10 protein-coding genes, 2 pseudogenes and 1 riboswitch are annotated in these 15,385 nt (G+C 52.9%); of the genes and pseudogenes, 4 read left to right on the top strand and 8 right to left on the bottom strand.

The window, feature by feature from the left end; translation table 11 throughout:
- Positions 1-192 precede the first annotated feature (192 nt).
- Positions 193-405, bottom strand: a complete 213-nt coding sequence (locus EHV15_RS21895; protein WP_128633080.1) for a hypothetical protein — start codon at positions 403-405, stop codon at positions 193-195.
- Positions 405-1,099, bottom strand: a pseudogene (locus EHV15_RS21890) (MFS transporter); the annotation flags it as partial. The gene EHV15_RS21895 and the pseudogene EHV15_RS21890, both read right to left, overlap by 1 nt.
- A gap of 172 nt (positions 1,100-1,271) precedes the next feature.
- On the opposite strand from EHV15_RS21890, the gene EHV15_RS21885 reads away from it, so the two are divergent.
- The 4 genes and pseudogenes from EHV15_RS21885 to EHV15_RS21870 form a co-directional block, all read left to right on the top strand.
- On the top strand, positions 1,272-2,522 hold the full coding sequence (locus EHV15_RS21885) for a methyl-accepting chemotaxis protein (RefSeq protein ID WP_128633079.1): 1,251 nt from the start codon (positions 1,272-1,274) through the stop codon (positions 2,520-2,522).
- An 80-nt stretch (positions 2,523-2,602) separates the two neighbouring features.
- Complete coding sequence (locus EHV15_RS21880; RefSeq protein WP_128633078.1) at positions 2,603-3,484, top strand: sigma-70 family RNA polymerase sigma factor; 882 nt, start codon at positions 2,603-2,605, stop codon at positions 3,482-3,484.
- Positions 3,485-3,582: 98 nt separating this feature from the next.
- Positions 3,583-4,029 carry a carboxymuconolactone decarboxylase family protein gene (locus tag EHV15_RS21875; protein ID WP_128633077.1) on the top strand — a complete coding sequence of 149 codons (447 nt, stop codon included), beginning with the start codon at positions 3,583-3,585 and terminating at the stop codon, positions 4,027-4,029.
- Between the two features lie 302 nt (positions 4,030-4,331).
- Positions 4,332-4,762, top strand: a pseudogene (locus EHV15_RS21870) (transposase); the annotation flags it as partial.
- A 228-nt stretch (positions 4,763-4,990) separates the two neighbouring features.
- Here the strand turns inward: EHV15_RS21870 and EHV15_RS21865 are convergent.
- From EHV15_RS21865 to EHV15_RS21840, 6 genes are all read right to left on the bottom strand, one after another.
- On the bottom strand, positions 4,991-7,183 hold the full coding sequence (locus EHV15_RS21865) for an alpha-galactosidase (protein ID WP_128633076.1): 2,193 nt from the start codon (positions 7,181-7,183) through the stop codon (positions 4,991-4,993).
- A gap of 123 nt (positions 7,184-7,306) precedes the next feature.
- Complete coding sequence (locus tag EHV15_RS21860) at positions 7,307-7,972, bottom strand: GGDEF domain-containing protein (RefSeq protein ID WP_128633075.1); 666 nt, start codon at positions 7,970-7,972, stop codon at positions 7,307-7,309.
- Positions 7,973-8,017: 45 nt separating this feature from the next.
- A complete protein-coding gene (locus EHV15_RS21855; RefSeq protein ID WP_128633074.1) occupies positions 8,018-8,668 on the bottom strand; it encodes a class D sortase in 651 nt (216 codons plus the stop codon).
- Between the two features lie 161 nt (positions 8,669-8,829).
- Positions 8,830-12,942 (bottom strand): collagen binding domain-containing protein, encoded by a 4,113-nt coding sequence (locus EHV15_RS21850; RefSeq protein WP_178075929.1) that lies wholly within the window; start codon positions 12,940-12,942, stop codon positions 8,830-8,832.
- 264 nt (positions 12,943-13,206) lie between these two features.
- Positions 13,207-14,346 carry a response regulator gene (locus tag EHV15_RS21845; RefSeq protein WP_128633072.1) on the bottom strand — a complete coding sequence of 380 codons (1,140 nt, stop codon included), beginning with the start codon at positions 14,344-14,346 and terminating at the stop codon, positions 13,207-13,209.
- A gap of 127 nt (positions 14,347-14,473) precedes the next feature.
- Positions 14,474-15,280 (bottom strand): transglutaminase-like domain-containing protein, encoded by an 807-nt coding sequence (locus tag EHV15_RS21840; protein ID WP_128633071.1) that lies wholly within the window; start codon positions 15,278-15,280, stop codon positions 14,474-14,476.
- 16 nt (positions 15,281-15,296) lie between these two features.
- Positions 15,297-15,377: riboswitch (cyclic di-GMP riboswitch) on the bottom strand.
- Positions 15,378-15,385 lie beyond the last annotated feature (8 nt).

Here is a 15,385-nt window from a genome sequence, read left to right as displayed (position 1 = left end):
AGAATTAAAAATCCATACAATCATCCTTTCTTTAATAAATTTTCCTAATATATTCTAGATGTAACCATAATATACTATATTATGGAGTCAAAGGAAAGCAATATATGGAAAAATTACTAGAATTCTAGATAGAAAAAAACGCCACGATTGGCGCCGGCTCTTAATGTCCCGTATCTCAAGCCTTACCGGACTTCATGCCAGGCTCTTTTTTGTTTTGGTTCTGGGGCCATCTGGACCAACCTGCACTTTCCGGATGAAGAAAGACAGCACAAAGGCTACCAGTGTGATCCCCGTAGCGACCACGAAAGCGAAGTCGATCCCGTCGATCGTCGCTTCTTTGGTAATGAGCGCGACCTGCTGAGCGTTCGCCGGGTCCTGCGGGTTGATGCCCGCGGACATAATCATAGGAACAACGCCAATGCAATAACGCCGACGACCAAACCGGTGATTACCTCGGGTTCGCCCCAGCTTGTGCTTCCCGCTTCGCTGAAGCCGTACAGCACCCCGCCAAAGCCCAAAGTCGACAAAATGACGGATAACATGTCCAGCTTTGGACGGGCCACCTCGGTTACGTTCCGCAGGAAAATAATCCCGGGAAGTATGGAAAGGATGGCGAACGGCAAAATGATCCAGAATAAGACATACCAGGACTGATGCTGGATAACCCAACCGGAAAGCGTGGGTCCGACCGCCGGAGCGAAAACCATCGCAATCCCCATCATCCCCATCGCCTGGCCGCGTTTCTCAATCGGGAATATCGTCAGGAACACCACGGTCATCAGCGGCATCAATACCCCGGCGCCGGCCGCTTGGAACAAACGTCCGACCAAAACCATCGCGAAGCTGGTCCCGATCCCGCAAATCACCGTTCCGATAGCGAAGATCACCATGGCGGAAATAAACAGCATTCTCGTCGTAAAACGTTCCATAAAATAAGCGCTGAGCGGAATCAGCACCCCGTTCACCAGCATGAATCCGGTGGTCAGCCATTGAATCGTCGTAGTCCCTACATTCAGGTCTCTCTCATTTGCGGAAGCGCCACGTTCATCAGAGTTTGGTTCTCTTTTAAAATCGGCGCCCTGTACAGCAGCTGTGTTATTCATTGGTTTATTCTCTCACTTTCTCTAATGAAGCTATCAAGCTAATTTATCCGCCGGAAAATTTTCAACTTGAAGGAAGCATTTCTCGGAATATTCCGTCCTATACCCTGCATTGTTTCGATGTTATAATCATGGTAAAAATAACCTACTCTGAAGGAGGAAATGAATCCAATGTCATGGTTCAATAGACTTCCCCTAAGCGGAAAAATTAACGCCGCCTGCTATCTCGTGGCCGCCCTGTTCGCTGTTCCCGCCCTGATCGTATTTGTTATGCTCGGCCACATCTTCATCGGATTAGTCCTGATCATCATTTTGGCAGCGCTTACTTACCCACTCTCCCGCTACCTCGAGCGAGAGCTCACGGATTCGTTTTCCGACATCTCCAGCGCGTCCGCGCAGATCGCCAAAGGAGATTTCACCGCCCGAGTGAACGAAAGCGGCGGCATGAACGAGCTCAGCCGGTCGTTTAACGGCATGGTGGACAAGCTGCGCAAAATTTTGCAGGAAACCTCGGACATCACCCGCAAAGTGATGGATTCCAGCCGCTGCATCTCCGAGCGGAACCAGGGGCTTATTGAGGTGATGACCCAGGTAACGCAATCATCCAATGAATTGGCGCTTGGCGCAAGCGCGATCAGCGAGGATGTCGGCGGCATGACGGAAGCGATCGGCGAAATCGAAGATAAGGTCGGCAATTACACCGATTCGACCCGGCAAATGAATCAGCGTTCCTTGGAAACGCTGCAGCTTGTGGAACGGGGCCGGGAATCGGTATCCAGGCAGGCCGAAGGCATGCGCAAAAATATCGAGGCGACGGAAAAAGTGGCCGAATCGATCGAAGCGCTGGCGCAAAATGCGCAAGGTATTACGAAAATTACCCGGGCGATTTCGGAAATCGCCGAGCAAACCAACCTGCTTTCGCTTAACGCCTCCATCGAAGCGGCGCGGGCCGGCGAGCACGGGGCCGGGTTTGCGGTCGTCGCCCTTGAAGTACGCAAGCTGGCCGAAGAATCAAGCTCATCCACCAAAGAGGTGTTCAACCTCGTCCGCAGCATTGAACAGGATGTAAAGCAAGCCGGGCAAAACATCAAAATCAACGAAGAAGTCGTGCGCGAGCAAAGCGCAATCCTCCTGGAAGCTGAACGAATTTTTCAGGACATCGTCCAAAGCGTCCAGTACATTTCCGAAGAAATTTCCGCCTTTGCCCGGGAAAGCGAAGTAATGCTGGAAAGCGCCCATAACATTTCTTCCGCCATTCAGAACATCTCCGCCATCACACAGCAGTCGGCTGCCGGAACCGAACAGGTTTCCGCATCGATGAACGAGCAGATCACCTCCATCCGGGCGATGGCCGATGAGATTGAAGCGATGAAAAACGCCGTGTTTCAGCTGCAGAAAACGATACATATTTTTAAATTTTAAAGCCCGAAGTCTCGAAAGACCTTGTTTCCTCTTGCGAAACAAGGTCTTTTCGTTAAGATATATAAGGAAAGGGGGTCCGTATGGCGCAAACCAAACTGGAGCAATTTTATCAGGAGCACCGGCTTTCGCTCACCGCATTATCTTACAGGTTAACGGGCTCCTGGTCCGAAGCCGAGGATATCGTTCAGGAGCTGTTTCTTGATTTCCACCGGAACGGAAATGCGGACGGAATCCGCCAGCTGAAGTCGTATTTTATGAAGGCGGTCGTCAACCGCAGCCTAAACGTGCTTAAATCCCCGCGTTATGCCCGCGAGCAGTACATCGGACCTTGGCTGCCCGAGCCGGTTTTTGACACGGCGGGAGAGGAGCTTCTGGATTTACTGCTGAAGGAAGAGCATTTATCGTATGCGTTTATGGTCATGCTCGAACGTCTGACCGCCGACGAACGGGCCGTGTTTGTGCTGCGGGAATCTTTTACCCTGGAATACCCGGAAATCGCCGATATTCTCGGCAAAAGCGAAGCGGCGTGCCGAAAGCTGCTTAGCCGCGCAAGGCAAAAAGTTAAAGCGGACCTTCCCGCTTTACCTCTAAACAACACTGTGGTGTCCAGATGGGTTAGCGTATTCACCAAAGCGGCTCAGACCGGTGAATTCGGGCCGCTGCTCGAGCTGATCCGAGAAGATGCCGTCCTGGTGTCCGATGGCGGCGGCAAAGCAAGGGCCGCTTTGCGTCCGATCGTGTCCAAAGCGCGCATCGCCGCATTTTGGGAGGGCATTACCCGCAAAGGGTCTCTGCGGGGCGAGCTGGTGCCGGTCCGGATGAACGGCGAAATCGGGTTGATTTTGTACGATGGCGGCACGCCCGTCAAAATCCTTCTGTTCGAAGGGGATTCCCAGGGCCGCATCGCCCGTTTTTATCTGCTTGTGAACCCGGATAAAATTAAAAACGCGCCGGTTTCATAAAACTAATAACTTTTTTCTCCGTTTGGTCACAAAAACATCCCCTCCATTGTCTTACTTATGATAACTAGTTATCCACTAACATTTGGAGGTTGATGTACATGAAAGTAAGATTGGACCATTACGCGGCCAACCCGGACATTTACCGGGCGATGAGCGAATTGGAGAAACAGGTGACCGCAAGCGGGCTGGACCGCATCATTTACGAGCTGGTAAAAATCCGGGCATCGCAAATCAACGGCTGCGCTTTTTGCCTCGATATGCATACGAAGGAGCTGCGCAAGCTTGGAGAAAGCGAACAGCGCATTAATTTAATCAGCGTGTGGCGGGAATCACCCTGCTATACGGATAAGGAACAAGCGGCGCTGGAATTGACGGAAGTGGTCACGCTCATCGCCGAGCGCGGCGTGCCGCAGGACGTTTATGATCGGGTTCGCACCCACTACAGCGAAAAAGAAACGATGGATCTGATCTTCGCGATCAACGTCATCAATTGCTGGAACCGCATCGCCATTTCGACCGGGATGTTCCCGGGCTGCCGCGATTAATTAAAAAATCCTTGTCAATCAGCCGCAGAATACCTATCAGTGTTTGAACTGAGATGGCTGTTTATAAGGTTCGTGTCTTGGTGTCCCTGCCTGCAGCCTTTGCACGATTATCCCTTTCGTTCAGGGGACAGGGTTTTGAGGGTTGTAGGTTGTGGACTAGGGCAAGGGATAAAGAAAAAAAGAGAGAGAAAAAAAACGGGGCGGTTCAGTGAGATGTTCGGTTTGAAAAGAGAACGTATGTTTGGTATAATGGAATAAAACGAACGTATGTGCGTGAATTTTTGATTCGGGGGCGAGCGGACATGGAAGTCAATGCGGGAACGGAACTTCAACTATTCACCAGCCGTTATAACAGCGAGCAGGCCTGCATGGAGGCGCTGATCGCGATGAAGTGGCGAAGCGGCTTCGTCTGCCCGCGCTGCGTTCACACCCGGTGCAGTCGTTTGACTTCCCGGCATATCCTCTTGTTCGAGTGCGGAAAGTGCAAGCATCAAACCTCGGCTTTGGTCGGTACGATTTTTGAAGGAACGCATCTGCCCCTGCCCAAGTGGTTCAAAGCGCTGGAGTTGTTCCTGCTTGAGGGCGGCATCTCGGCGCTGCGGCTGAGCCAGGTATCCGGGTCACCTACAAAACCGCCTGGTTGATGCTGCACAAAATACGCCATGCCGCCCTAGAATTCGATGCCCGGGAGCTGCTCTGCGGAGACGTGAAGGTGAACAGCGACCTGTATGGGCGTAATTTATCTTGAACCCATCTGCTTCTCCATAAAATATTTTTCTTCTCCCGAGCTTGTCTATTTCTCTGCTACCTGATCAAACGGGATAATCATGAAAAGCGTTCGGACAACGAGTGCTGATCATCATCCGAACGTTTTTCATTTTCGCCACCTCATCTACATCATAGCAATATGTAAACTTTCAAAAAACCTGAAGGAAGCCCTTACGCCTCCTTCAGGTTTTAATTAGTGCACGGCTTTCAACCGCACCATCATGCTACTGAAATCGCCGCGTACCGACGCGACGGACAACCCCGCCGACATCAGGCGGTCGCCGCCGTACACTTTACCGTTGCCAACCACGGCGTAGTCCTTGGCGGGGTCAAGCCCTTCCAGCTTGACGTTGCGCAGCGGGCCGTTCGGCTCAGCGAGCACGCGGAAGTAGAACAGCAGCGCTTCGTTTTTGTCCGGGCTGACGAACATCCACGACGTCTCGTTGCCTTCGAACGGGCTTTGCAGTCGGTACAGATCGCCCTGCTGCACCAGCCCGCGAATTTCCTTATACATGGCGATTTGCGCCTTGGCCGTGTTCTTCTCTTCGTCCGTAAACTTGGTCAGATCCAGCTCATAGCCGAAGTTGCCGGACATCGCTACGTCGCCTCGGAACGAAAGCGAAGTCGTACGTTCCACCTGGTGGTTCGGCACCGCGGAAACATGCGCTCCCATCGTCGATATCGGGTAAACGATGCTGGTGCCGTATTGGATTTTCAGACGCTCCACGGCATCCGTATCGTCGCTCGTCCAGGTTTGCGGCATATAGAAGAGCATGCCCGGATCGAAACGGCCGCCGCCGCCGGAGCAGCTTTCGAACAAAATGTGCGGGAACTCGCCCGTCAGCCGCTCCAACAGCTCATACAGCCCCAGCATGTAGCGGTGGGCGATTTCCCCTTGCCGCTCAGCCGGGCTGGCTGCCGAACCGACCTCCGTCATGTTCCGGTTCATATCCCATTTGACGTAGGAAATCGGCATGCAGGAGAAAATACCGCTCAGCCGCTCGTACAAATACTGCCGCACATCTTCCCGCGACATATCGAGCACAAGCTGGTCGCGGGCTTCGGTCCGCCGCCGTCCCGGCACGTGCAGGCACCAGTCCGGATGGGCACGGTACAAATCGCTGTCCGGCGACACCATCTCCGGCTCGACCCATAATCCGAACTGCAGTCCGGTTTCCTTCACGCGGCGGGCCAAATCGTCAAGCCCGTCCGGCAGCTTGCGGCGATCCTCGAACCAGTCACCGAGCGAGCTGTTGTCACTGTCCCGGCGGCCAAACCAGCCGTCGTCAAGTACGAACAACTCAATGCCGAGCTCACTGGCCGCCTTGGCGATCGCTTCGATTTTGTCCGCGTTGAAATCGAAATAAGTCGCTTCCCAGTTGTTGACGAGAATCGGCCGCTCCTGGTCGCGAAACTTCCCGCGGCACAGTCTTGTCCGGTACAACTGGTGGAACGTGCGCGACATGCCGCCCAGCCCTTTGTCGGAGTACAGCAGCACGGCCTCCGGCGTCTGAAACGTTTCGCCCGGCGCCAGTTTCCAGGTGAAATCAAACGGATTGATCCCGATCGACACGCGGGTCGTCCCGAACTGCTCCACCTCGGCCTCGGCGGTAAAATTGCCGCTGTAGATCAAACTAAAGCCGTATACTTCCCCCTGGCGTTCGTTGGCATCCGGCCGCAGCAGCGCGAGAAACGGATTTTGCTGGTGCGAGCTGGCCCCCCGGCGGCTGCCGATGCCGGTGACCCCCGGCGCAAGCCGTCTGCGCTGCACGTGACGTTCTCTCGCCCAGGCGCCGGACAAATACAAAGCATCATAAGACGCGTCCGCAAAATCGACCGAAGCGCTCAGCGCGCGTTCGATGTGCATCGCTTCGCCGCTGTCGTTGCGGAATCTGGTCGATCTGGCGATCGCGTCAAAATCCGCAAATACGGTATAGCTTAAATACACGGTCAGCCCGGACACCGTGTCGAACAGCTCGAGCTCCAGCGTTTCGGCTTCGCTCTCCCGCTCGACATAGACGGCCGGGAGCCCTTCCAGCGCCGGTTTGCCCGGAATGATCCGGTGCGACTTGTAAGTGAGCTCGGTCGCCCGGGCGCCGTTAGCCAGCCGAACCTCGTACGCCGGGCTGCGGAAATCGCCGGTGCCGTATTGCGGATATTCCTGCGGCAGCGTATCGAGCGAGATCGATTTATCGTCCGGTAGCGGATTCGGGCTGAAGGAAGCGCGTTCCATAAACGTCAACAGCTCGTCGAGATTACCGTCCCGCCGCAGCTTAGCGCCGAAATACGCATGGGCGGCATATCCCCGAACCAGTTGAATAATGTAGCTTGTATTGCGGGATTGCAGATGGAAAAGGCCTTGGGCTTCATCGAAAAAAATAGGCATTTCGCGATCCTCCTGGGAATGTGCTAATCTGACTTTTCTTATATGGCTCTTTTTCCATTCTACTATTTTATCCAGGAGGAGTAACGATAATAAAGTGATCTTCTATATGGATTTTTGTGAGATTTATTGGAGGTTAAGCTGTGTTTGGGGCCACGTTTTTTTAGCGCTGGGGTTCGATTGAACGAGGTCTTCCGGGAGCACCCGCTCCCCGAATACGCAATACCGGTTTTTGCCAAGCCGTTTGGCATGATACATCGCGGCATCGGCTTCCTGCAGCATGCGCGTGCGTTCGGCCCGGTGCCCCTGGCAAATGCTGATCCCGATGCTTCCCGTGACGGATAGATCCCTTCCTGCAATATAATAGGGCCTGGAGATTTTGCTCAGCAGCAACCCGGCCATAATCTTCACCTGGTTCGGATCGCAATTTTTCACGATAAACAGGAACTCGTCTCCCCCAATCCGAAACGCCAGCTGGTTCTTATTCGTCAACTGCTCCAGATACCGGCTTACTTCCCACAGCAGCTGGTCGCCCGCCTGATGGCCGTACGTATCGTTGATTTCTTTGAAGCAATCCAGATCGAGACTCAGAACGGCGAGGTTTTCCTTGCCTTTATATTTAGCCCAAAAATGATCCAGCCCGTTCCGGTTCGACAAACCCGTCACCGCGTCGCGGTAAGCCAGTACCCGGAGCGCCGCGATCTCCGAATATAAAGACCGCAGATAGAGCGCGGCGCCGACCAGCACTACGCAGCCCACCCCGTATATAATATAAGAAACCGTAATACTCATACCTTATCACCAACCATATCGCACTATTTGCAGCCTCTATTTGCTCTATTCCATTTTGGCTTGAACGATGAGACGATGGGTCGGATTTATCAGCGGATCGCATGTGATCAAAGTCAGAATTTTATCCTTCCCGTTCGGCTTAAGGACGGAGACCTCCGTCGGTTCGACTACCGAAATTTTATAAACCTCATAGGTGTAACGTTCGGATTCGGTACTAACGACAATCTTATCCCCTATCTCCACTTCGTTCAAGCGGTTAAACAAACGCCCCTTCGTCCGCGCCCGGTGGGCGGCGATCGCCGCGTTCCCCTCCGCGCCGAGCGGCACCGTCTCGGTCATATGCGCGGCCGCATGCTTCATATTCGCCTTCGTGGCGCCTGCCAAGACAGGGAGCTTTACATCGATTGCCGCGATTTCAATCGTAGCGACCGGCGTTTTCCCGTCAACCGTCATAAGCTGCGAGGAGGCGGCCGGTGCGGAATCGGCGGCGGAGGACTCTTCCTCCAGCAAATGTGAGACCCGCTCTAAGCCGGCGGCCAGCTCACGGTTCATCTCCGCAGCATCCCGCTGTGCCCGTGCCTGCTCCACCTCCGCCAGCAGCCTTTGCTGCTCGCGGTCCGCTTGCCACTCCATTAACATCGGCGCCGCGATCACGGCTATGCCCAGCAAAATCAATAAATAAGACAGCTTTCGCATAGGATCGGCTCCTTGTCGTGATAGACATTTACTTCCAAGTTGATGCAAACTATTACATTATAGCTAGGGTATCTCAACAATTTCTTAACATTTGAACGGCAAAAGGGGCCATCCCCAAAAGATCGTCTCAGATCCTTGGAGATGCCCCCTCGGCGTTTATCCTATTTGCGCTCAAGATGTTTCTTTCTCAGCAGCAATCCCAGTAAGATCAGGGCTGCCCCTGCCACTTGGAAAGGCAACGTGCTTCCTTCCCCGGTTTTCGGCAGGACGCTGACTCCCGGGAATTCCTCACCGGATGGACGATCGCCGCGGGTTCCGCCCAGCGGATTCCCCTCGTCGTCAAGCTCCAGGTCCGTCGGTTTCTCTGGATCCGGTTTCGGTTTATCTCCCTTCGGCTTGTCGCCATCCGTTCCGTCAGCCGGAATCGAGCCGTCCGGAATATCGACATCGCCGCCCTGGTTCGTATCGTCAACCGGCGGGTTGATCACCGTACCCGGGATGGTTGGTACAACCGAGTCGGATGGATCGTTTGGAGTGCCCGGAGTACTCGGATTGCTCGGTTTACTTGGCTTGCTTGGTTTGCTCGGACTTCCCGGGTTGCCCGGATTCGTCGTTTGCTTACGGTTCTCTACCGTAATAGCAAGCGTGTTATCCGTCAGCTCAAGGCTCGCGTCGATCGTGATCAGCCGCTCAGCCTCGCCTTCAGCCAAATAACCTGCAGGCGCTGCGGTTTCTTTCAGGATGTAATTACCGTATGGAAGATCGGCGAATACCGCTTTTCCGTATACATCCGTCGTCACCGCAATCGGAGCTTTGGCCCGGGCTGCGTCCTGAAGCTCGAAGGTTGCGCCGGCCAGCACTTTTGTGTGGTCGTCTTTATCGACCTTGGTAATGACCAGCTTGCCTTTCGGTTCAACCGGATCGACCGGCGGAACCGTCCGCTGCTCGTTTGTTACGGTAACTTCTTTGACGCCGCCGGTATTTTCCACCGCTTCGTCAATCGTCACGCTATGAGGCGTCCCGTCCAGGATATAACCGGCTGGCGCTTTCGTTTCCACCAGGCTGTACGTGTCGTACGGCAGATCGGTGAACGTAAGCTTGCCGTCGTCGCCGGTCGTTTGTTCACCGACGAACTCGTCTTTGCTGTTCACCAGCTTGAAGGTGGCCCCGGCCAGCACTTTCGTGGAGTCTCCTTCATCAACCTTAACGATGATCAGCTTACCCTTCGGCTCTACCGGATCGACCGGTGGAGCGGTTCGCTTCTCGTTCTCTACCGTGAGCTTCGTGATACCGCCGGTCGATTTGGCTTTTTCGTCAAGCTTAACGGTCAACGGCGTACCGTTGAGGAGATACCCGGCAGGCGCTTCCGTTTCCACCAGGCTGTAAACTTGGTCGTACCGCAGCTTGGTAAAGGTCAGTTTGCCTTCCTCATCGGTGGTCTTCTCTCCGAGCAGCTTGCCGCCATTGTCCAGCAGTTCAAAGGTAGCGCCAACCAGTTTTTGGGTTGGATCAGCCTTATCGACCTTCGTCAGTTCCAAAGTCCCGCGGATGCCGGAACCGGTGCCCGAACCGTCGGTAAAGCGCACCTGAATCTTGTTCGAAGACTCCTGGGAAACATTTTTGATGCCTTCGCCCGCGAAGCTTGCCTTATTCGTTACTTCTTCCCGGTCGGCAGAGACCGCGATTTCCGACGAATACTGCAGTACATAGGCATTTTCTATGAACTCTGCGGCAAACTTAAGCTCAAACGATTGGCTGTCGTTTTCCGGGTCCGTCTTGATCGCCAGGAAGTAATCCTGGTCCTTCGTCAGCTTCTCCCCAACCGGAGTCACGCTCTTGTCCGTGTTCACGACCGCTTCGTAAAGTTCGAAGGAGTCGGGAAGCAAAATCTGGTTAGGGCTTGGCGTATCGATGATGGTTGCGTTCTCGACGTACGATTGGCTTCCGTTGATCACGATTTTCCAATCGATTTTTCCACCGTTTTGCGTACCGCTTTTGTTGACATACTCGCCGCCGCGCGGGATCGGCAAGTCGGCGTACCAACTCCAAGATTTATCGCCGTCCCCGGTCAAAACCGCCGTATTCGGCACTTTATCGACGACCAGCACGTTTTCCAGCTTGGTTTTGAACACGATTACGTAAGGCGAGTTGATATCTCCCAATTCGATGCGGAGCGTATTATCCGCCGCCTCGGTAATCTTGGCGGGATCCGTTACCTCGGCTCCCCGAGCTACCGAACCATTAGCCCCTACGGTCGCTTCATAAACTTTCACTTCATCTTTCAGCAGTTTTTGATCCGCTTCTAATTTGTCGGTCAACACCGCGTTGTTGATGGAGTTGCCGTTATAGTTCGCCACGATCTCCCAGGTGAGTTCCTTGGTCTTCGGATCATAGCTTTTTCCTACTTTACGGCCGTTTTTCTGTGTTTCGGTATTCGGCGTAAATGGCGCCTGGACCGGGTACTCAGCCCCCGGAGTTTTTTCCGTCCAATCCAGAGTAGCCTTGTTCAGGTACTGGGATTTCTCGGGAATAAACTTCGTCTTGTAGGTAATGGTATACTTGTCCGTAAACGTTCCGGCAAACGTCAGGGTGAACCCTTGATCCGGATTATCGGCCTTTACCGTAGGAGTAATAGCTGGACCCGTTCCCGAGGAAGTTACTTGAACGCTGCCCGGAATAAATTCCAGACCGCCCCCCGTAAATGTATCCTCGATCACCAGATCCGTCATTTCCTGTTTATCCTCGTTGACGACGATATTCCAGGTGAGTTCCTTGGTGCTGTAGTTGATACCGCCAAGCGATTTAACCCCTATTCCGCTCTTGAAGGTGAACGAATCGGAACCCTTTCTCTCCTTGCCGCCGACCGTTGCAAAGATGTCGTTAGTAACCTGAGTATCCTTATAAATGCGGTCTATCGCCTTGGTTTGATATTCAATGTCATAGGCGGAAGTCACCTCGGATTCGAACTGCAAATCAAACCCGTTTTTACCGCCGGGACTCGCATCGGTCACCGGGTCTACTTTGTACGTAATGTCGTCAGCCGGTACGTTCGTTCCTGGCTTAAGCACTTTGACCGAACCGTCCACCAGTTCCATGCTGTTGTTGAAACGGTCATGAATCAGCCTTTCGCCGGCTTGGGTTATCGTCTTTTCACCATAATTATATTGTACTCTCCAGGTCACCGTCTGAGTCTCTTTATCGTAGTAGGTGTCCTTTTTGGTGAAAAGCGGCGTACGGGTAATCGTAATCGTCTCATCATCCGCCGCCGAAATGCCGTTGTCCCCGGTCAAATTGGCGCTGTTCGTAAATACGGTCTCTTCCTCACCCGTTACCAAAGTCGTGTATTGGATGCGGTAAGCCGAGTTGATGCTTGGCTGATTAAATTTGACCCGGAAACCCGAACCGTCCGGTTCAACGGCCGTTTCGTAGGTTGCTGAGCCCGGATCGACCAGGTTCCCCAGATCCGGTCCCCTGTCGACATTCGGAAGCAGCTCGTAAACCTTGATCGAGCTTTCTTCCAGCTTCAGTCCCAGCGGAATCAGGTCGGACACAGCCGCATTGTCGATCTTGTCGAGCGAGGTGTTCACGTCGATTGACCACTCGATGGACTTGTCCTTATCAGCTGTCCCGCTCTTTTTCAGGAGCGTGCCGTCCTTCGGCTCAAGCTTGATTAGGGCTTCCTGTTCCCCGCCCTGGATCGGGAAAGAAATCGGCACATTTACACTGCCCTTGATGTCTTCGCTGAGCACCGTACGGACTGTAAAAGTGCCCCAAACTCTCGAATTGTCGACGTTCTCGTTGAACACGATCGTCACATTGCCGGCCAAGTCAACCGTGAAATCGGCGATTGAACTGCCATCGTCGATCGTCAACTCCCCATTAACCGGGTTAAAAATTTTAAATTCCTGCGGAACTTTGAATTCGAATTTGCTGCCGTCCGTGTAGCCATGCCCATCCGGCAGCTCCCATTCGTATTCGATGCTGACGGCGTCTCCCAATTTGGAACGCTGCTGATTGTCGGGATTGTAAACCGCGTCGATTACCGTCCCCTTCGCATCCTTAACGAGGACTCTCGTAATGATGCTGTCTACATTTTCAGCCGCAGCCGCAGCTGCAGGGGCAGCCAGTCCATACGTAGCATCGGTCGCACTGTACGCAGTCTCTCCGCCGGAAGCTTCATCCGGATTTGCGCTGACCTGCGCCGCCCCCATACCAAAGACGCCTTGGAAGATCAGCGCGCCGGTCATGAGTAAAGCCATCCATTTTTTCTTCATACTTTGAGAGCACTCCCTCCTTATACCTAAAATTATTCTTTGAAAATACCTTGATTTTTTTCCAATTCCCTCCTCGTCCATGTCAAGTAATTGGGCGACGCTCCCATCTTAATCTGCCGCTCTGAACAAATTCTCAACAAATTATAAAAATCACTCGATGAAACTATGATTTTTTTAATAGCCCTCGCATTCCTGTCGCGAAAGGTGTCAAAAAAAACCCGGCCAGCGGCCGGGCAATAATATTGTATATTCAAGCAGGCGGCATCAGCGTACCTGTCCCGCTTCCTCTGTAAACTGTCTGTACCATTCCGTGATGTAATGGCTGGGCTCCACATTCAGCTCCTCCTTCAGCACGGTTGCCAGCTCGCGGTACTGACGGTGCACCATGGCAAAGTTCTGCTGAAGCGCGAATATTTTCATCAGGGCAAAATAAGGCGCCTCCTCCTGGGGATGAAGGGTGCAGATGTTTTGATAGAAGACCCCCGCCTTCTCCCACAGCTCTTGCCCGAGATACCAATCGGCGATCGCCAGCGCATTGTGAAGCCATATGGCTTTGAGCCGCTGGCGCTCGCTCTCTGTCCACCAATAATCGTATTCTTGCAGATAATCTCCGGTGTAGATTTTCATCGCCTCCAGGTAAGCGTCCAGCGAAGCGCCGGATACGGGCGGCAGCGCAGCCAGCTTAGCCTCCCATTCCTCGATGTCCAAGCTGACCTGATGGGTATTTAGGATGTAACCCTCCATCGCGTTCACAATTTGAAAATGATCTCCGTAAGGCTTGAGTGTTTTCCGAATATGGTACACGGCCGTATATAATTGCGAGTTAACCTTATCCGTCTCGTATTCCGGCCACAAGACATCGATCAGAGTCGACTTCCGGACTAACCTTCCCCGGTGCTGCAGGAGATAAAGAAACAACTCCTGTGCCTTTGTCGTACGCCACTGCAGAAGGGCCGGCTGCCCATGCCGGGCTTCCAACGTTACCTGTTTGAACAAGCATATTTTTACAACCTGCTCGGAAACGGCGACGTCCTCCTGTCCCGTTTTCAGCCGCTCTTGAATCCGGTCTACGGTTTTGGCCAGGCGCTCGGCTCTGATCGGCTTGAGCAGATAATCCAGAGCGTTTAGCTCAAAAGCTTTTATAGCATATTCATTGTACGCCGTGACAAAAACGATATGTATCTCCGGTTTTGATTGCAAAATCCGTTCCGCCAATTCAATGCCGTTGATTTCCGGCAGGCTGATGTCCAAAAACAGCACATCCACGCGCTCCCGGAGAATTTCGCTTATCCCCCTGACCGGGTCGGTAAATTTCCCGACAATCTCTACATCGGCCAGCTTCATCAATAGCCGCTCCATATAATTCAAGGCCAACCGTTCATCATCCACAAGTATTACTCTCATTAGAGCCAGACTCCCCCGCTTGGATACTCTTCCCTTCATTAAGAAGATTAGCATATCCCGCCCAAACAAAGAAGCCTTGAACCATCGTTCAAGGCTCTTTTTTCTATTTGGCTGTTCATGATTTGGCTTAGTAATACTTGTCCGCCTTATATTTAGAGGCGTCCTTGATCATAGTAAACGCGGTCGTTGTTCCCTTCCAGCCGGCATCGGCCGTCGTGTCGATGATCACCCAGCGTCCGTTCACAAAAACTTCATTCCAGGCATGATACGTCTCCACATAATCGGAAGATCCCATCGCCAGCTTGGCCGGAACCCCAACGCTGCGCAGCATCCCCGCAAACAGGGAGGAGAAGCCATAGCAGATGTCTTTCTTGACGGTCAGAGTGCGTTCGATATCCGGCAAATAATCCGAGGAAGCAGTGAACGCCAGGCTGTCGTCATACTTGATATTGCTAATCATGTAATTATAAATAGCCTTCACCTTGTCTTCATCGCTAGCCGCGTCTTTCGTCAGCTCCGCCGCCTTCTTCACCGCCAAGCCGTCTATATCCCAATTGACATTTTGTGTCGAATTCAGATAAACCGGCGTCTCATCCTGCAAGCTGAGCTTCACCGTATCCTTATACACTAGGCGATACGTGGTCCCTTTAATCTGTTCCAACAGGCTTATCGTGTAATCCCCATTGCCCATTTGCAGCGGAAACGTCTCCTCCTTGGCACCGTACGTCAGATTATAGGTATACTTGTTTTTTCCTTTCTCGATCAACAGCTTGGTCTTGATTTTCGGCTTCACATCGTAATGAATGCTGATCGCTCCCATGAACAGGTTGTCCTTATTGAGCCAGCCCTCAAGTTCGGCCCCCCGCGCCTCCGTTCCGCCAAATCCGGCAAACAAGAGCACAAGGGCCATCGTTACAAACATCAATTTACGCATAAAAAATAAAACCTCCTTCGGTAACTGGCTGCCAGCAAAAAATACAGGCCCTGTAGCTTTGCGTCCCTGCCTTTCGACAGGTTTGCCATTTTCGTGTAAAGTTTT

The organism is Paenibacillus oralis, from assembly GCF_003863965.1.
GTDB lineage: Bacteria > Bacillota > Bacilli > Paenibacillales > Paenibacillaceae > Fontibacillus > Fontibacillus oralis.
The sequence above is the reverse complement of the archived record's forward strand: the minus strand, read 5'-3'. Positions and strand labels throughout refer to the sequence as shown.